Annotated in this window: 15 protein-coding genes and 2 pseudogenes; 7 read left to right on the plus strand and 10 right to left on the minus strand. The window is 74.1% G+C overall.

From position 1 onward, the window contains the following. Window position 1 precedes the first annotated feature (1 nt). Window positions 2-2335, plus strand: a complete 2334-nt coding sequence (locus QOZ86_RS00830; protein WP_284490046.1) for a transketolase-like TK C-terminal-containing protein — start codon at window positions 2-4, stop codon at window positions 2333-2335. Between the two features lie 10 nt (window positions 2336-2345). Here the strand turns inward: QOZ86_RS00830 and QOZ86_RS00835 are convergent. Together QOZ86_RS00835 and QOZ86_RS21095 are read right to left on the minus strand one after the other, a co-directional pair. After that, window positions 2346-2912, minus strand: a pseudogene (locus tag QOZ86_RS00835) (peroxiredoxin family protein); the annotation flags it as partial. Between the two features lie 215 nt (window positions 2913-3127). Further along, a pseudogene (locus QOZ86_RS21095) lies at window positions 3128-3373 on the minus strand (glycerate kinase); the annotation flags it as partial. A gap of 69 nt (window positions 3374-3442) precedes the next feature. Between QOZ86_RS21095 and QOZ86_RS00840 the strand changes: the two are divergent. Next, window positions 3443-5518 (plus strand): hydantoinase/oxoprolinase family protein, encoded by a 2076-nt coding sequence (locus QOZ86_RS00840; RefSeq protein ID WP_284490047.1) that lies wholly within the window; start codon window positions 3443-3445, stop codon window positions 5516-5518. After that, entirely contained in the window at window positions 5515-7386 is a 1872-nt protein-coding gene (locus QOZ86_RS00845) for a hydantoinase B/oxoprolinase family protein (RefSeq protein ID WP_284490048.1), read from the plus strand. The genes QOZ86_RS00840 and QOZ86_RS00845 overlap by 4 nt, the downstream gene beginning before the upstream one ends. 154 nt (window positions 7387-7540) lie before the next feature. Here the strand turns inward: QOZ86_RS00845 and QOZ86_RS00850 are convergent, their stop codons facing one another. Continuing rightward, complete coding sequence (locus QOZ86_RS00850; protein WP_284490049.1) at window positions 7541-7720, minus strand: hypothetical protein; 180 nt, start codon at window positions 7718-7720, stop codon at window positions 7541-7543. A 246-nt stretch (window positions 7721-7966) separates the two neighbouring features. Further along, window positions 7967-8443: a DnaJ family domain-containing protein gene (locus tag QOZ86_RS00855; protein WP_284490050.1), complete on the minus strand. Its 477-nt coding sequence runs from the start codon at window positions 8441-8443 to the stop codon at window positions 7967-7969. Window positions 8444-8479: 36 nt separating this feature from the next. Here QOZ86_RS00855 and QOZ86_RS00860 point away from each other — a divergent pair, with 36 nt between their 5' ends. From QOZ86_RS00860 to QOZ86_RS00870, 3 genes are all read left to right on the plus strand, one after another. Further along, window positions 8480-9004: an NUDIX domain-containing protein gene (locus QOZ86_RS00860; RefSeq protein ID WP_284490051.1), complete on the plus strand. Its 525-nt coding sequence runs from the start codon at window positions 8480-8482 to the stop codon at window positions 9002-9004. Between the two features lie 109 nt (window positions 9005-9113). Further along, window positions 9114-10124, plus strand: a complete 1011-nt coding sequence (locus QOZ86_RS00865) for an ATP-dependent DNA ligase (RefSeq protein WP_284490052.1) — start codon at window positions 9114-9116, stop codon at window positions 10122-10124. Window positions 10125-10202: 78 nt separating this feature from the next. Then, the gene (locus QOZ86_RS00870; protein WP_284490053.1) at window positions 10203-12050 is read left to right on the plus strand and encodes a sensor domain-containing diguanylate cyclase; all 1848 of its coding nucleotides are present in this window, start codon (window positions 10203-10205) and stop codon (window positions 12048-12050) included. 22 nt (window positions 12051-12072) lie between these two features. Here QOZ86_RS00870 and QOZ86_RS00875 read toward each other — a convergent pair whose 3' ends face one another. From QOZ86_RS00875 to msrA, 6 genes are all read right to left on the minus strand, one after another. Further along, complete coding sequence (locus tag QOZ86_RS00875; protein ID WP_284490054.1) at window positions 12073-12585, minus strand: MarR family winged helix-turn-helix transcriptional regulator; 513 nt, start codon at window positions 12583-12585, stop codon at window positions 12073-12075. A 34-nt stretch (window positions 12586-12619) separates the two neighbouring features. Further along, on the minus strand, window positions 12620-12805 hold the full coding sequence (locus QOZ86_RS00880; RefSeq protein WP_284490055.1) for a hypothetical protein: 186 nt from the start codon (window positions 12803-12805) through the stop codon (window positions 12620-12622). Window positions 12806-13368: 563 nt separating this feature from the next. Next, window positions 13369-13647 carry a class I SAM-dependent methyltransferase gene (locus tag QOZ86_RS00885; RefSeq protein ID WP_284490056.1) on the minus strand — a complete coding sequence of 93 codons (279 nt, stop codon included), beginning with the start codon at window positions 13645-13647 and terminating at the stop codon, window positions 13369-13371. Beyond that, window positions 13548-14654 (minus strand): methyltransferase, encoded by a 1107-nt coding sequence (locus QOZ86_RS00890; protein WP_284490057.1) that lies wholly within the window; start codon window positions 14652-14654, stop codon window positions 13548-13550. Before QOZ86_RS00890 ends, QOZ86_RS00885 begins: the two co-directional genes overlap by 100 nt. A 7-nt stretch (window positions 14655-14661) precedes the next feature. Next, complete coding sequence (locus QOZ86_RS00895; RefSeq protein WP_284490058.1) at window positions 14662-15579, minus strand: haloalkane dehalogenase; 918 nt, start codon at window positions 15577-15579, stop codon at window positions 14662-14664. 96 nt (window positions 15580-15675) lie between these two features. Further along, complete coding sequence (gene msrA, locus QOZ86_RS00900; protein ID WP_284490059.1) at window positions 15676-16329, minus strand: peptide-methionine (S)-S-oxide reductase MsrA; 654 nt, start codon at window positions 16327-16329, stop codon at window positions 15676-15678. 157 nt (window positions 16330-16486) lie between these two features. Here msrA and QOZ86_RS00905 point away from each other — a divergent pair, with 157 nt between their 5' ends. Then, window positions 16487-17518 (plus strand): NADP-dependent oxidoreductase, encoded by a 1032-nt coding sequence (locus tag QOZ86_RS00905; RefSeq protein ID WP_431521191.1) that lies wholly within the window; start codon window positions 16487-16489, stop codon window positions 17516-17518. Window positions 17519-17525 lie beyond the last annotated feature (7 nt).

Here is a 17525-nt window from a genome sequence, read left to right on the forward strand (position 1 = left end):
CATGACCGTCACCGCGGAGCAGTCCGAGCGGGACGCCGAGCAGGACCGCACGCTCCGGCAGATCGAGCAGCGGGTGCTGTGGCTGGCCACCTCGATCGTCGACCACGCCAACCGGCTCCGCTCCGACCCGAGCGGCCTCAAGGTGGGCGGGCACCAGGCGTCCAGCGCCTCGATGGTCACGATCATGACCGCGCTGTGGCTCGAAGGGCTGAATCCGCAGGACCGGGTGTCGGTCAAGCCGCACGCCTCCCCGGTGCTGCACGCGCTCGAGTACCTGCTGGGGCAGCTCGACGGCTCCTACCTGCCCCGGCTGCGCGAGTTCGGTGGCCTGCAGAGCTATCCCAGCCGGCTGAAGGATCCCGTCCCGGCCGACTACTCCACGGGATCGGTCGGCATCGGGGCGACGGCGCCGATCTGGGGCGCGCTGGCCCGCCGCTACGTCGGGGCCCACTTCGGGCCCGGCAGCACCGGCGGCACCGGTCGGCAGTGGTCACTCGTGGGCGACGCCGAGCTCGACGAGGGCGCGGTGTGGGAGACCGTCCTCGACCCGATGGTCGCCGAACTGGGCGAGGTCGTATGGGTGGTGGACCTCAACCGGCAGTCCCTGGACCGCATCGTCCCGACGATGGGCGCCACCCGGCTGCAGGGCATGTTCGCCGCGGCCGGCTGGCAGGTGCTCACCGCGAAGTACGGCCGGCTGCTGGGGGACCTGTTCGCCCGTCCCGGCGGGGAGCACCTGCGCGACCGCATCGACGAGATGACCAACCCGGAGTACCAGCGGATGCTCCGGCGCACCGCCGCCGAGCTGCGGAAGGCACTGCCCGGCGACGGTCCCGGAGCCGACCCGATCGCCCGCCTGATCGCGGACGTCACGGACGACGACCTGCGCGCCGCCGTCCGCAACCTCGGCGGCCACGACCTGTCCGCCCTGCGCTCGACGTTCGCGCAGATCGACGACACCCGCCCCACCGTGGTCCTGGCCTACACGCTCAAGGGCTACGGACTGGCCACCGAGGGGCACCCGCAGAACCACTCCGCCCTGCTGAACGAGGCGCAGATCGGTCAGCTCGCCGATCACCTGGGCGTGGACCCCGCCGATCCCTGGGCCGGGTTCCCGCCGGACAGCGCTCCCGCGCGGCTGCTCACCGAGGCCGCGGACCGGCTGCGCCGCGTCGAGGAGGCGCCCGCGGAGGTGCCCGAGGTCCCGGTGGACCTGGGCCGCACCCCCTCGGGGACCGCCACGACGCAGGCCGCCCTGGGCCGCGCGCTCCTCGATCTCAACCGCGCCGCGCCGGAGGTCGGCCGCCGGGTCGTCACCGTCAGCCCCGACGTCAGCTCCAGCACCAATCTCGGCGGCTGGGTGAACAAGGTCGGAGTCTGGTCGTCGTCCGAGCGGGCCGACTGGTTCGCCGACGACGCCGAGACTATCCTGCACTGGCGGGAGCAGCCCAGCGGTCAGCACATCGAGCTGGGCATCGCCGAGACGAACCTGGTCGGTCTCATGGGGGAGCTCGGCGCCACGTGGAACCGCTGGGGTCAGCCGCTGCTGCCGGTCGGCGTGATGTACGACCCGTTCGTCGAACGCGCCCTGGAGCCGTGGTCGTTCGGGATCTACGCCGGCGGGCAGTCGATCCTGGTCGGCACACCGTCCGGCGTCACGCTGGCGCCCGAGGGCGGCGCGCACCAGTCGATCAAGACGCCGTCCATCGGGCTGGAGCAGCCGGGCTGCGTGTCCTATGAGCCGGCGTTCGTGCTGGACACCGAGTGGTGCCTGCTCGCCTCCCTGGCCCGCCTGGGCCGGCCGGGCGGCAGCTCCGCGTACCTGCGGCTGTCCACCCGCCCGGTCGACCAGACCCTCGCCGCGGTGCCGGCCGACCCCGCTGCCCGCGAACGGCGCCGTCGCCAGGTCACCGCGGGGGCGTACGCGCTGCGCCGCGCGGCCCGGCCGACGGTCACGCTGGTCACGCTGGGCGCCCTGGTCCCCGAGACGCTCGAGGCGGCCGATCGGCTCGACGGGCTCGGGATCGGCGCCGACGTCGTCTGCGTGACCAGTCCGGGTCTGCTCTTCCGCGCGCTGCAGGCCCGACGCGGGCTCGACGACGCCGGATCGTGGATCCTGGACACGGTCTTCCCGCGGGAGCGGGCCATCCCACTCGTCACCGTCCTCGACGGCCACCCGCACACCCTGGCCTTCCTCACCGGGGTGAACGGGGTGCCGGGTACTCATCTGGGCGTGACCGCCTTCGGGCAGAGCGGCGACCTGGCCGGCGTGTACCGGTACCACGGACTGGACGCCGACTCGATCGTCGGCGCGGCGCTGGACCTGGTGGACTGATCACGCCGCCCTACTGCTGGTCCGGCGGGTGCTCGGCGCGCCAGGCGTCGAACGCGCCGAGGAACGAGGTCGCCATGGCGTTCTCGGTGCGCACCTCGTCCCGGTCCCGCTCGTCGACCATCCGCTCGCTCAGCGCCAGGGTGTTGAACTTGATGGCGCGGAAGTAGGGGATGAACGAGGCGGGCGTGAAGGCCCGCTTCGACGGCCGCGGTTCGACCCCGTCCGGTGCCCAGGGCGCGGGCTCGGGCAGCGCGGGGAGGCCGAGCGCCTCGACGGCGGCGAGGACGGGTTCGTCGTCGGGCCGATCGGTGAAGTCGCGGGAGAGCTCCCGGAACACCTCGCTGCCGTCAGGTGCGACCGCGACGATGACCGGCCGGAAGATCGACGCGCCCTCGTCCCAGGCACCCAGGGGCTTGGCCAGCCGCGAGCCGTCGGGGTCGCTCACCCACGGGAACGGGACGTGCCAGGTGCGGTCGAAGGCGAGCTGCACCTCCGGCCGGTCGACCGAGGCGAGCACGACCTCGGTTCCGGCAGCGGCGAGCCGGGGCAGCGACTGGGCCAGACGGACCGCCTGGGCGCAGCAGTAGGGCTACCAGTCGCCCCGCAGGCCGACGAGGAGCAGGGCTGCGCGGTCGTCGGACCGCAGCGCGAGCAGATCAGCGGTGTCCATCCCTCCACCGTAGGGACGTCGGGACGCCGCCGCGACCGGCGGCGGCGCGAACACCGCCGCGGCTTTCGATGGCCCCGGCAGCGGGTTGTCCACGTCGCAGGCCAGTACGACAGCACAGCGAGGCCCGCCTCGACGTCCGCGCCGAGCGGGCCGGTGACCGTCCGGCCCACCAGGTGGGCGCCGGCGCGGTGCAGGACGTCCACGGTGCCGTCCCCACCGTCGGCGACCGGGACGCCGGTCACCCGGCAGTCCGGCAGCGCGTCGCGGCACCCTGCGGCCATGGCGTCGGCCGCTGCGGCCGCGGAGAGGCTGCCCTCGAACTTGTCGGGGGCGACGACGAGGGAGGCCGCGTCACGCCGGGACCGCACGACATCCGCGGCGGACTCGTCCGGTGCAGACCTTCCGGTGCGGATATCTCATCGCTAAGGTTTCCCGACATGAGCGCGCGCCGCGTCCGGATCGGCATCGACACCGGCGGGACGTTCACCGACGTCGTCGCGGTGGACGAGGAGACCGGCCAGACCACCACGACGAAGACCCCGTCCACGCCGGCCGATCCGGCCGAGGGCTTCCTCACCGGCGTCCGCAAGGTGCTGGACCTGCTGGACCTACCCGGCGACGCGGTCACCGCCGTCAGCCACGGAACGACGGTGGCGACGAACCAGCTGCTCGAGGGCAAACTCGACCGGATCGGGTTCGTCACCACCGAGGGCTACGAGTCGGTGCTGGAGATCGCCCGCCAGTCGGTACCCGACGGCTACGGCAACAGCTACTTCTGGGTCAAGCCGCCGCGGATCGTGCCCGCCGACCTGGTGCGCACCGTGCGCGGCCGCCTGGACCACACCGGCGCCGAGGTCCGCCCGTTCGACGAGGACGACGCCCGCGCCGCCGCCCGGTTCTTCCGCGACGCCGGCATCCCCACCGTGGGCGTCTGCTTCCTGCACGCCTACGCGAACGACGCGCACGAGCGCCGGATGCTCGAGGTGATCCGCGAGGAGCACCCGGACGCCGTCGTCTCCATCAGCTCGCAGGTGCTGCGCGAGTACCGCGAGTACGAGCGGTCGGTGACCACGCTGGTCGACGCCGCGGTGAAGCCGAAGGTCGGCGCGTACGTCACCAACATCCGCACCCGCCTGGACGAGATCGCCCCCGGCGTGCCGTTCTACGTGATGAAGAGCAACGGCGGCGTGCTGTCGGCCGGTGAGGTCGTGCACCAGCCGATCACCACGATGCTGTCCGGACCGGCCGCCGGCGCCCTCGGTGCCGCGCTGATCGCCGGCACCGCCGGGTTCGACCGGGTGCTCACCTGCGACGGCGGCGGCACCTCCACCGACGTCACCGTCGTCATCGACGGCGAGCCGGCGCTCACCACCGAGGGCTCGGTCGGCGACTACCCGTCCAAGATCCCGATGATCGACGTCGTCACCGTCGGCGCGGGCGGCGGCTCGATCGCCTGGCTGTCGCCGGAGGGCACGCTCAAGGTCGGCCCGAAGTCGGCCGGCGCCGACCCCGGCCCGATCTGCTACCCGGACGGCGGCGACCAGCCGACCGTCACCGACGCCCACGTCGTGCTCGGCCGGATCCCCCCGCACCTGCTCGGTGGCGAGATCCCGCTGTCGGTGGACGCCGCGCGCACGGGCCTCGAGCAGCTGGGCGGGAAGCTCGACCTGTCACTGGAGCGCACCGCCACCGGGATCCTGGAGATCTCCGCCTGGAACCAGGCCAACGCGCTGCGCCAGGTGACGGTCGCCAAGGGCCTCGACGTCCGCGACTTCACGCTGACCACGTTCGGCGGCTCCGGCTCGCTGCTCGCCTGCCGGCTGATGGACATCCTGGGACTGCCGCGCACCCTGGTGCCGCCGAACCCGGGCAACGTCAGCGCGTTCGGGCTGCTCACCGTCGACGTCCGCAACGACTACGTGCAGACCGTCGTCAGCAAGCACGTGGACATCGATGTCATGGCCCTCGAGTCCGTCTTCGCCGACCTGGAGGGCCAGGCGCAGGCCGCGCTGGACGGCGAGGGCTTCCCGCGCGGTGACCAGCGCATGCAGCGGACGGCGGACCTGCGCTACGTGGGCCAGGCGTTCGAGGTCCGCGTACCGGTACCCGACGGCCACATCGACGCCGAGGGCAGTGACACAGTTGCCCAGGCCTTCCACGCGGCGCACCGCCAGCTCTACGGCTACGACTTCGCCGACGACCCGCGCCAGGCCGTCGAGTGGGTGAACCTGCGGGTCAGCGGGATCGGGCCGATCCGCCGTCCCGACATCGTCCGGCTGGAGCCGGGGCAGGGCGGGACGGACCGGGCCGTCACGGGTTCGCGCCCCGTCTTCTTCGACGACGACTGGGTGGAGACACCCACCTACGACCGGCCCCGCCTCGCGCCCGGCGACGTCGTGGCCGGCCCGGCGATCGTCGAGGAGTTCGGCTCGACCGTCCCCGTCCATCCCGGCTTCGCCGCGACCGTCGACGCCTACGGGAACCTGCTGCTCACGAAGGAGACCGGCCGATGAGCCTCACCGACGCCACCGTCGCCGCCGACCCGGTCCTCGTCGAGATCGTCGCCGGCACCCTGGCCGCTATCGAGAAGGAGGTGGAGACCTCCATCGGCCGCACCTCGCGCTCGCCGATGATCCGCGACGCGCACGACTTCCGCGCCGGCATCCACGACCGGCAGCTGCGCAAGCTCACCGGCCGCTCGTACTCCGCGCTGGTCCAGCCGGTGGTGCGCGACTACCCGATCGGGACGATGAACGTCGGCGACGTCTACTTCCACAACGACGTCTACCTCTCCGAAGGCGGCATCGGCCACCTGCCCGACCTGTGTGTCACGGTGCCGGTCTTCGCGCACGTGGACGGCGCGGAGCGCGTCGTCGCCTTCGTGCAGGCGTTCGGCCACCACGACGACATCGGCGGAGCCGTCCCCGGCTCGATGCCGTCGGCGGCGACCAGCGTGTACGAGGAGGGCCTGATGGTCCCCCCGATCAAGCTGTGGGACCGCGGCGTGCCCAACGAGAGCGCGCTGAAGATCATGACCCGCAACTCCCGGATGCCCGACTCGCTGGCCGCCGACCTCGACGCCGAGTGCTCGGCCTGCCTGGCCGGTGCCCGGCGGCTGGGCGAGCTGTTCGACCGGTACGGCGTGGTTGCGGTCGAAGCCTGCTTCGACGCGATCCTGGACAGCTCCACCGAGGTGTACCGGCGGGAGATCCTGTCCCAGATCCCCGACGGCACCTACGTCTGGGAGGACTACGCCGAGCACGACGGCGTGGAGGAGCCGCAGCTGCACCGCCAGCGGATCACGCTGATCATGGACTCCTCGAAGGAGACGCCGCTGGTCATCGACTTCACCGGCACCGGCCCGCAGGCCAAGGGCCCGATCAACCACTGCGGGGACTACGCCGACGGCAACTTCCTCAAGAAGTGGCTGGCCCCGATCCTGCGCAACCTGGCCGAGAGCCCCGAGCGGATGGCCCAGCTCGACGTCAACGAGGGCGTCGTGCCGCTGATCGAGATGCGCTTCCCGGAGAAGGGCACGCTGCTCACGCCGATCTTCCCGGCGCCCACCAACGCGCGGACGTTCGTCATCCTGCGGCTGCTCGGCGTGCTCGCCGGCGTGCTGGCCAAGGCCACCGGCGGCCGGATGCCCGCCGACCAGGAGACCATCCGCTACACCGGCGTCTACGGGACCGACGTCGACGGGCAGCCGTACCTCATGCGCGAGGTGCTCGGCGGCGGATCGGGCGGGCGGTACTACGCCGACGGGGAGGACACCATCCACGTCGTCCCCGACTCCCGGAACCTGCCCACGGAGTTCACCGAGGGTCGTTTTCCGCTGCGGGTCGAGCGGCTGGGCCTGGCGATGGACTCCGGCGGACCGGGGCGCTACCGCGGCGGCTGCGGCTACGAGAAGCACATCCGGGTGCTGCGCGACGCGCACTTCATGTCGATCGCCGACCGCTCGATCCTCGCCTGCTGGGGCGTCAAGGGCGGCAAGGCCGGCAAACCCTTCCAGATCACCGTCGACCCGGGCGGACCCGACGAGCACGAGGTGGACGCGCTGGCCGACGCCGAGCCGTTGCGCGCCGGCACCGTCGTGCGGATCAGGACGACGGGTGGCGGTGGCTGGGGCGACCCGCTGGACCGCTCGGTCGAGGAGGTGCTGCGGGACATCGCCTGGCGCAAGGTGTCGGTCGCGGGCGCGCGGGAGGACTACGGCGTCATCGTGCTGGGCTCCGGCCAGGCCGACCCGGCGGCGACGGAAGGGCTGCGTGCGGAGATGCGCGCCGCCCGCACCGGCGACGAGCCGTTCTTCGACCGCGGGCCGGGCTACGCCCTGCTCTCCGGCGGCGCGGCCTGCAACGAGTTCGACGCCCTCTGACCCACTGCTGCGGCCGGCGCCCGTCCAGCGTCACCGCTCCCAGCCGCCGGGCGGCCGCGCCGGAGGCCGGCCCCGCGGCGGTCTCCAGCGCCGCGATGCGGTAGTGCCGGGAGTCCGCCGCGGGCTCGCGGGCGGAGGGGGCAGCGGCCCGCCCTCAGGTGCCCAGGGTGGTGTCGCCGGACGTCGGCTTGGCGTCGTCGCCGGTCACGCCCTCGTCGCCCCGGGGGCGCGCGGCGTCCTCCTCGGCGCCTTCGACGTCCTCGGGAACCAGCGGGGTCTCGTCGCGGACGTTCTCCCTGGCCTCGTCGCGGTCGGTGCCTGGTACCTCGGTCATGATGATCTCCTTCGCGTAGCGTCCGGCTCCCCTACCCGGCGGCCCGGCCGTCAGACAGCCGTTCGCCACGGGCGGACGGCCGGAAGCCGCCACGACGGCCCGCGCCTCGGCGCCCCGGACCACCGGGGTCCTGCGGAAGTCGGGCGCTGCCCAGCCGGCCGGGTGGCGACCGACCGTGCGGAGGGACCTGCCTCGACCGGCCGCCGGCCGGGCACGGGCCGGGCGGCCGGGCGGCATGACCGCCGGTCAGTACCCCCGGCGGCGCCACCAGCGCCGGGTCGCGGGTGGCGGCGCGGCTGCGGGTGCGGGAGGCGGCGGCCGGTCGCGCAGCCAGCCGGCCACCAGCGCCTCGACGTCGGCCAGGCCGGGCACCGGGGCCCAGCGGCTCTCCGCCGGCCGGCGCCAGAATGCCTGGACGCGGGTGTTGTAGTCCTCGGCCAGCGCCCGCACCTCGGCCTCCGAGGCCAGCCGCGCCACCCGCGCCGGCAGGTCGTCGCGCTCCCGGCGCAGCCGCAGGCCCGGCGGCAGCATCTCCGCCGTCTCCACGCCCTCGCGCCTGGCCTTGGCCACCGCCCAGTCGTAGGCGTCCTGGGAAAGGGCCTCGCGCGGCAACGGCCGACCGACCCCGGGCAGGGTCGCGAAGTCCCCGCGCTCCATGCCGCGGTGGATCTGCTGCTCCACCCACGTCTCGAACGACATCCCGGTCGGCTTCCGCTCGGTCACCTCTCCCATGGTCCGCGTCTCTGCCACGCTGGGCACATGCGGACGACGGGCAGCCGAGAGGTCTACCGGAACTCCTGGATCCGGGTCCGAGAGGACACCATCGAGCTCGCGGACGGTTCGACCGGGCTGTACGGCGTGGTGGAGAAGGCCGACTTCGCGCTGGTCATGCCCGCGGAGAACGGCGGGTTCTGGCTGGTCGAGCAGTACCGCTACCCGCTGGGCCGTCGCTCCTGGGAGTTCCCGCAGGGGACGTGGGGCGCCGGCAAGAGCGGCTCGGCCGAAGACCTCGCCCGGGCGGAGCTGGCCGAGGAGACCGGACTGCGCGCTGCTGGTCTGGCGCATCTCGGGCGGCTGGACCTGGCGTCCGGGCTCATGACGCAGCGGTTCGACGTCTGGGTGGCCACGGACCTGACCCCCGGCCCCACGGCGCGGGAGGCCACCGAGTCGGACATGCAGGCGGCGTTCGTGCCCGAGAGCGAGCTGCGCCGGATGATCCGCGGCGGCCGGATCACCGACAGTCCCTCACTGGCCGCCTACAGCCTGCTCCTCCTGGCGCAGTGACCAGGGACGTACGACTCGTCCCACACGCTGCGCAGCGACCGGCCCACGATCGGGTGGGACGTCCGGCCACCGGGGTGCGCGGGCGGGGACGACCCAGCAGGCTGTCCGGGTGCCGCTCTCCGTCCCGGGTCTGCCCGCGCTGCCGCCGGAGCTGGCCGGGCCGGTCGCGGTGGAGCTGGCCAAACCGGTGCACACCATCCCACCGCCGGGGGCGCTGCCCGGCGGCTGCCGCTACGAACCCAAGTGGGACGGCTACCGCCTGGTCATCGTGCGGGACGGCAGCTCCACCCGGCTGTGGTCGAAACAGGGCCGGGACCTGACCGACCGCTTCCCCGACGTCGCGGCCGCCGCGCTCGCGCAGGTGCCCGCGGGCTCGGTGATCGACGGCGAAGTCGTCATCTGGAACGGCGACCGGCTGGACTTCGGTCTGCTGCAGCGCCGCATGGTCACCTCCGCCGCCCGGATCGCCGCCCAGGCCGCCGCCACCCCCGCCTCCTACGTCGCCTTCGACCTGCTCGCCGCGGGCGGTCAGGATCTCCGCGGCCGAACCCTCGGCCGGCGCCGCGCCGTCCTCGACGAACTGGCCGGCCGCTGGACCCCACCCCTGCAGCTCTCCCCGGTGACGGCGGACCCCACCGAGGCACGGCAGTGGTTCGACGACTTCCGCACCGCCGGGGTCGAAGGGCTGGTGGTCAAGGGGGCGGCCAGCCGCTACGCCCCCGGCCGTCGGGAGTGGCTCAAGGTGAAGAGCTGGGAGAGCACCGAGGTGCTCGCCGGCGGTGTCATCGGACCGCTCGAGCGACCGAGCCAGCTGGTCGCGGGCCGATACCGCGACGGCGAGCTGGTCGTGGTCGGCCGGACCAGCCCGCTGTCCCCCCGGCAGGCGGCCGAGCTGGCGGCCGTGCTGCGGCCGGCGGCGGCCGACCACCCCTGGCCCGACCGCATCGGCACGGGCAGGTTCGGCGGCGGGCGGCTGTCCGTGCCGCTCATCCGCGTGGAGCCCTCCGTCGTCGTCGAGATCAGCGCCGACACTGCCCTCCAGGCCGGGGTCTTCCGCCACCCGTTGCGCTTCCTCCGCACCCGCCCCGACCTGCGCCCCGAGGATCTGCCCCCGATCTGAGGTCGACCCGCCGCCTGTCCACCCCCGGAGGAGTGACCAGGGGTCCTCCGGGAGCCCGATCCGGCCGATGGAAGCGGCGTGACCTCTTCCACGACGCCGGCACCGGTCAGCGCACGCGCCGCCTGGTGGCACGCGGGCGTGGTCGTGCTCGTGGCCGCGGTGGTCGTGACCGCCGTCCCCCTCGGCCCGGCGCGTCCGGCGGCCGAGATCGTGATCTTCCTGCTCGGTGTCGCCGGCACGGTCACCGCCCTCCGCCGCCATCGGACGCCGCAGGTCCTCGCCTGGCGGGCGCTGACCACCTGCCTGGCCCTCTTCGCGGCCAGCTGCGCCGTCGAGGTCCCCGCGCTGGCGGGCGTCCTGCCCGGCGTCTTCGGGCCCCTGGAGTCCGCTTTCGACATCGCCGCCTACGCCGCTGTCGTCGTCGCGGCGATCGGCGTGCTGCGCGGCGGCCGGCGCTCCCGCGACCTGGCCGCCTGGGCGGACACCGCCACGCTGCTGCTCGCCGGGGCCCTGGCCGTCCTGGCCCTCCGTGGTGACGAGCACGCCGGAGTCAGCCGGCACGTCGAGATGGGCATCGGCACGCCGTTGGTCACCGTCGTGCTGCTCATCGTCTGCGTCCCGCTGGCCATGGGGCGCGGCCGCCGCTCGGTCAGCTCCCTGGCCCTGCTCGCCGCCGGGATCCTGACCGTTGCCGGCTACAGCGGCCGGATCGTGCTCGGCCCGATGCGCGAGTCGGTCTTCCTCGATCCGCTGCCGCTGCTCGCCGTCGCCGCGATCACCCTCGCCGGGCGGCACCCCGCGGTCACCATGGGCCGCCGGCCGGACTCGGACCAGGACGCGGCGTCGAGCCGCGTACTGGGACTGGGTGCCGCGTTGCTGATCAGCCCCGCGCTCCTGCTGCTCTGGAGCATCGGCCACGGGGGCGTCGGCTACGTCCTCGGCGCGGGTAGTTCCCTGCTCACCGGCCTGGCGCTGTGGCGGCTGCTCGCGCTCAACCGCGAGCGGGAACGCGTCCGCGCCGCGCTGGCCGCCAGCGAGTCGCGGATGCAACTGCTGCTGGCCAACGCCGCCGACGTCATCGCGATCATCGACAACACCGGTGCCATTTCCTACATGAGCCCCGCGGCGGAGTCGCTGCTCGGCCGCCCCGGCAGCGAGTACATCGGGCGGGCGGCCATCGAGCTCGCCGATCCGCGCGACCAGGCCCGGCTCCGTGCCGCGGTCGCCGAGGCGGGCGCAGCGGGGACCGAGGCCACCGGCTTCGTCGACACCGACATCCGCATCGAGCACAGCGCCGGCGGCAGCCGGTGGGTCGAGGCGCGGATCAGCGGCAAGGTGGACGCCGTCGGGCTCCACGGGTGGGTGGTCAACCTGCGCGAGGTGACCGACCGGAAGCTCTTCGAGCAGGAGCTGCGTCGCCAGGCCACCACCGACCCGCTGACCGGGTTGCTCAACCGGGCGGCGTTCAACGAGCGGCTGACCGAGGCCACCGCCGCCATCGACGCCGGCTCGCCGCCCGCGGTGCTCTTCGTCGACGTCGACGACTTCAAGTCGGTCAACGACACCCTCGGTCACGCCGCCGGCGACGAGCTGCTGCTCACCGTCGCCGCCCGGCTCTCCGCCGACGTGCGGGGCGGCGACGTCGTCGCGCGGCTCGGCGGCGACGAGTTCGCCCTCCTGCTGTCCGACGCCGACGGCGGCCGCATCCGCGACGTCTCCGACCGGCTGCTCGCCGCCCTGCGCGAGCCGGTGGAGCTGGCCGGCCGGCCGGTGACGGTGACCGCCAGCATCGGCGGTGCGCTCGCCGAGCCCGGCTGCACCGCCGAGCGGTTGCTGCACCGCGCCGACACCGCCATGTACGCCGCCAAGCGGGCGGGCAAGGACTCCCGCGCCCTGCTCGGCACCGCGGAGGCCGCGCTCCTCTGAACCCGGCCGCGACGCAGGCCGGTCAGGGCTGCTGCGGCACCCGGCCCAGCCCCACCAGCAGCCGCCGCAGCAGCGCGGCCAGCTGCTCCCGGTCGTCGAACGGCAGCGCATCCAGCAACCGCCGTTCGGTGTCCAGGTGATCGGGCAGGGCCGCGTCGAGGGCGGCCCGCCCCGCGTCGGTCAGCGTGACGACGACGGCTCGCCCGTCGGCCGCGCTGCGCTCGCGCGTGATCAGCCCGCGCTCCTCGAGCCGGTCCAGCCGCTGGGTGATCGCCCCCGAGGTGACCAGCGCCGTCCGCATCAGCGCCGTCGGGGTGAGCTGGTACGGACGCCCCGCCCGGCGCAGCGCCGCCAGCACGTCGAAGGACGGCGCGTCCAGACCGTGCCGGGCGAACGTGGTCCGCTGCGCGAGGTGGACCTCCCGCTGGAGCTGGGTGATCCGGCCGATGACCCCCATCGGCGAGCAGTCGAGGTCCGGACGCTCCCGAGCCCACTGCTCCAGGATCAGGTCGACGGCGTCCTCCACGTCGCTCACCGTAGTGGCCACCGTCACTCCGGCAGCTGGAGCGTCAGCGCAGCCGGGTGCTGAGGCGGACGGTGAGCCCGGGCCACCCCGGCAGGAGGCCGGCGTCGTCCCCCAGCTTGCGCGCCGGCCACAGCCCCATGCCGCCGCGGGAGAGGTCGGGGCCGTGGGCGGGCCGGAACCCGGCGAACGGGACGTCCAGCCCCCGACCGCGGTCGGTGACGGTGCACACGAGCCGGTCACCGGAGACCCACAGGCAAGCCGACACCCTCGTCGCCGGAGCCGACCACGGCGGCGAGGTGCCGGCTGCGGGCGACGGGGCGAGCGGCTGCACGGTGGCGCGCCGGCCGACGTCGTCCGCCCTCCGCCACCTGAGCCATCCAGCCCCTGCGCGCGTTCCTCCAGCGATCCTGCAGACCGGCGGGTCGGACGCCGGCTGGTCGAACATCGTGCGCCACCAGGTCCGCCACCGTGTCGGCAGGGCGCCGGGTGCGGTACCGCGCGGCGATGTTCCACGTGCACCACCGGCCCCGTCCGGACGCCGCTGCCGGCTCCCCGTCCGCGGCGCGAACCGGGGGCGGCGAAGCACCCGCCCCGCCGCCACCGGCCCCCCCAGGTCGCTCCAGCGCCGCGTCTCGCGCCAGGACCCCGCGACCAAGCGGCGAGCCCGACCGCTCGACGGCCGGCTCTGAGCATTTCATCGTCACCGGCGTGCCGGAACCACAGCGGAATCACCCGGAGGGTGGAGCCGGTCGGTTCCGGATCCGCGCGCCCCGTCCGTCCCAGGGGCGGCGTTCACCTGCGGCGGGACACCGTGACGGTGAATCTGGGATCCTGGCCGGCCACCCTCGTGGGTCCGACGATCCGGTTCAGCACCGGGCGGTAGCGCAACGCGGAGTTGTACACCGTCCAGAGCTCACCGCCCGGCCGCAGCACCCGCGCGGCCGCGGTGAACAGCCGATCGGCCGCCGTGGTCACCACGGCCGCACCGACGTGGAAGGGCGGGTTGCAGACGACGAGGTCCACGCTGCCGTCGGGGACCGATCCCGCGGCGTCGTCGCGCAGGGTCTCCACCCGCTCGGCGACCCCGTTGGCGGCGGCGGTCGCGGGGGGGGGCGCGCCCCCCCCCCCCCCCGGGGGGCCCCCCCCCCCCCCCCCCCCCCCGCGGGGGCGGGCCCCCCCCCGGGGGGGCCCCCCCGGGCCCCTGGTGGGGGGCGGGGGGGGCGGGGGGGGGGGCGCGGGGGGGGGGGGGGGGGGGGGGGGCGGGCCCCCCCCCCCCCCCCCCCCGACTGGTCGACCGCCAGCACCCGCAGCCCAGGGCGGTTCCGGGCCAGCAGCGTGGCGAGCACGCCGGTGCCGCACCCGAGGTCGAGCGCGGTGCGCGCGTCCTCGGTCATCTCCGGCAGGACGCGCACCAGCGCCCGGGTGCCGATGTCGATCTTCGTGCCGGCGAACGCGGCGCCCTGGGCACACACGGTGAGGTCGAGGTCCGGGTGCACCTGCCGGCGCGGGAACGACGGCGGCACCGGCTGCGGCGCCCGGGCGACGAGGATCCGCGATTTCTGCCGGGCCAGCGTCGCCGACACCTCGCCGAACGACGCGCGCAGCACGTCGTTCATCGCGTGCGTCATGTGCTTGACCCGCCCGCCGACCAGCACGGTGACGTCCGGCGCGCCGGAGGCGGCCACCACCTCGGCGATCTCCCGCAGCGCCTCGAGGGCCTTCGGTGCCTTGACCAGCACCACCCGGGCGCCGTCGGCGAGCTCGGGGCCCAGCGGCAGCGAGCGGTAGCTGCCGGCCAGGCCCACGCGGTCGGCGTTGCGCGCCAGCGCCCGCTCCCCCACGAGCAGGTCCTGGCTCACCCGCACTCCCGGCAGGCCGTGGAGGGCGACCAGGCCCAGGGTGAGCGCCCCGTAGGAATCGTCGACCACGGCCACGTCCCCGGCGGCGCAGCCGGCGACGAGGCCGGCCGCGGTGTCCAGCAGCAGCCGGTCGGTCGCGTCGACGGCGACCAGGTCGGGGGCGTCGACGTCCGGCTCCCGGCGCAGACCGGCGAAGAGCTCTTCGGCAGGAGTGGGCACCGGCAGGTCAGGTGCGCGCCGTGGTGGCCACCAGGTCGACGACGACCCGGGCGAGCTCGGGGCCGACGTCCTCCTGGAGGAAGTGCCCGCCGCCGGGCAGCGTCGTGTGCGCCATGCCCTGCGCGCCGGGCACCAGCTTCCGGAACACCCGGTCACCACCGCCGGTGATCGGGTCGCCGTCGGAGAAAGCGGTGAGGAACGGCTTCTCCCAGCTCGTGAGCACCTGCCACGCCGCGCGGTTCGCCGCGGCGGCGGGGTCGTCCGGGGAGGTGGGCACCAGCGCCGGGAACACCCGGGCGCCGGCCTTGTACGAGTCGTCGGGGAAGGGCGCGTCGTAGGCGGCGACGGCCTCGGGGGAGAGGCCCCCCACGGTTCCGTTGCCGACGATCCGGCCGATCTGGAACTCGGGACTCTCCTGCGAGAACCGCTGCCAGGCGAGGAACGCCTCGCTCATCGGCTGGTCACCGGTGGGCAGGCCGGTGTTGGCGACGACGACCCGGGCGAAGCTGTCGGGGTTCTCGGCGACCAGCCGCAGGCCGATCAGCCCACCCCAGTCCTGCCCGACGAACGTGACGTCGCGCAGGACCAGCTCGTCGAGCAGCACCTGCCGCATCCACGCCACGTGCCGGGCGTAGGTGTAGGCGGCCCGGTCGGCCGGCTTGTCGGACCGGCCGAACCCGACGAGGTCCGGCACGACCACGCGCAGGCCCGCCTCGACCAGCACCGGGATCATCTTCCGGTAAAGGAACGACCAGGACGGCTCCCCGTGCAGCAGCAGCACGGTCTCGCCGTCGGCCGGCCCCTCGTCCAGGTAGGCCACCCGCAGCCGCCCGACCTCGGCGTCGTCGATCTCGACGTAGCGCGGCTGGTACGGGAAGTCGAGCAGGTCGGCGAAGCGGTCGTCGGGCGTCCGGAGGATGTCCATGAAGCCGGCCCTCCCAGGCCTCGGGCATAGGAACCTATGCATACGGTTGCGGGCCCAGAACCGTATGCAAAGCCTCCTATGCCCGGGGGTGGCGGGTCACACGTTCGGCAGGCCCACCGGGCAGGAGACGCCGGTCGAGTGCACCGGGCAGTAGCCGTTCGGCACCTTGTAGAGGTACTGCTGGTGGTAGTCCTCGGCGTAGAAGAACTCGCCCAGCGGCGCGATCTCGGTGGTGATCTCGCCGTAGCCGGCCGCCTTCAGCCGCTCCTGGTAGGCGTTGCGGGTGGCCAGGGCGGCGGCCTCCTGCTCCGGCGAGGCGTAGTAGATGGCCGACCGGTACTGGGTGCCGATGTCGTTGCCCTGCCGCATGCCCTGCGTCGGGTCGTGGTCCTCCCAGAACGCCTTGAGCAGCTGCTCGTAGGACGTCACCGCGGGGTCGAAGACGACGAGGACGACCTCGGTGTGCCCGGTGCGCGCCGAGCAGACCTCGTCGTACGTGGGGTTGGGCGTGTGGCCGCCCGCGTAGCCGGCCGCCGTCGAGTAGACGCCCGGGAGCTCCCAGAAGACCTTCTCCACGCCCCAGAAGCAGCCCGCGCCGAACACGGCGGTCTGCATGCCGTCGGGGAACGGCGGCTGGATGCGGTTGCCGTTGATCGCGTGCACCTGGGGCACGTGCGGCAACGGGCCGGGACGGCCGGGCAGCGCGTCCTCGGCCGAGACAGGCTGCGTCTTGGACCGGGAGAAGAACATGCTCCGAGCGTAGGTCGGGTCCGCAACCGGGTCGCGTCCCGCCGATCCCCACCGCCTGCGTCGTCCTCCCGGCCGCGAGTGCGACGTACTCGTGGCCATCACGCGCTGATCACCACGAGTCCGTCGCATTCGGCGCGCGTACGCGTCGCCCGGCAGAATGCGCGGCGTGCCCGTAGCGACGCGCGAATGGCAGCTGGCGGCCCGTCCGCACGGCGAGCCGACCCCCGACGACTTCCGCCTCGTGGAACTGGAGCGACCCGACCCGGCCGAGGGTCAGGTCGTCGTCCGGATGCTGGTGATGAGCGTCGACCCGTACATGCGCGGCCGGATGAACGCCGCGAAGTCCTACGCGGCCCCGTGGGAGATCGGCGAGACGATGAAGGGCGGTGCGGTCGGCCGGGTGGTCGAGTCGCGCTCGCCCGACGTCCCCGAGGGCTCGCTCGTGCTCGCCGACGCCGCCTGGCGGGACGTCGCCGTGCTCGATGCCGCGCACGTCCGGGTGCTGCCCGAGCTGCCCGGCATCCCGCCCAGCTACCACCTGGGCGTGCTCGGGATGCCCGGGCTGACCGCCTGGGTGGGTCTGTTCCGGATGGCCGGGTTCCGCGAGGGCGACACGGTCTTCGTCTCCGGCGCGGCGGGGGCGGTGGGCAGCCTGGTCGGGCAGTTCGCGAAGCTGTTCGGCGCCTCGGCGGTCATCGGTAGCGCCGGGACACCGGAGAAGGTTCGCTGGCTGACCGGCGAGCTCGGCTTCACGGCCGCCTTCGACTACCACGACGGCCCGGTCGCCGAGCTGCTGCGCGCCGCCGCCCCCGACGGCATCGACGTCTTCTTCGACAACGTCGGCGGCGAACACCTCGAGGCGGCCATCGGCGCCTTCAACGAGCACGGCCGGGGCGCGCTGTGCGGCGCCATCTCCGGCTACAACGCCGTCGAGCCGCCTCCCGGCCCGCGCAACATGTTCCTGATGGTGGGCAGGAAGCTGAGCCTGCGCGGGTTCATCGTCGGCGACCACGCGGACATGCGCGACGAGTTCGCCGAGAAGGTCGGCGGGCTGCTGACCTCCGGGCAGCTCGTGGTCCGGGAGACCGTGCGGGACGGGCTCGAGAACGCCGTCGACACGTTCCTGGACCTGCTGCGCGGCGGGAACACCGGGAAGATGATCGTCCGCCTCGCACCGGACGGGGGCTGACCCCCCC

The organism is Blastococcus capsensis (assembly GCF_030165005.1).
GTDB lineage: Bacteria > Actinomycetota > Actinomycetes > Mycobacteriales > Geodermatophilaceae > Blastococcus > Blastococcus capsensis.

Coding starts and splice junctions, on each gene's coding strand:
- QOZ86_RS00840 (WP_284490047.1), top strand. CDS start 3,443: ATGAGCGCGCGCCGCGTCCGGATCGGCATCGACACCGGCGGGACGTTC.
- QOZ86_RS00905 (WP_431521191.1), top strand. CDS start 16,487: ATGCGCGGCGTGCCCGTAGCGACGCGCGAATGGCAGCTGGCGGCCCGT.
- msrA (WP_284490059.1), bottom strand. CDS start 16,329: ATGTTCTTCTCCCGGTCCAAGACGCAGCCTGTCTCGGCCGAGGACGCG.
- QOZ86_RS00850 (WP_284490049.1), bottom strand. CDS start 7,720: ATGACCGAGGTACCAGGCACCGACCGCGACGAGGCCAGGGAGAACGTC.
- QOZ86_RS00860 (WP_284490051.1), top strand. CDS start 8,480: ATGCGGACGACGGGCAGCCGAGAGGTCTACCGGAACTCCTGGATCCGG.
- QOZ86_RS00895 (WP_284490058.1), bottom strand. CDS start 15,579: ATGGACATCCTCCGGACGCCCGACGACCGCTTCGCCGACCTGCTCGAC.
- QOZ86_RS00830 (WP_284490046.1), top strand. CDS start 2: ATGACCGTCACCGCGGAGCAGTCCGAGCGGGACGCCGAGCAGGACCGC.
- QOZ86_RS00845 (WP_284490048.1), top strand. CDS start 5,515: ATGAGCCTCACCGACGCCACCGTCGCCGCCGACCCGGTCCTCGTCGAG.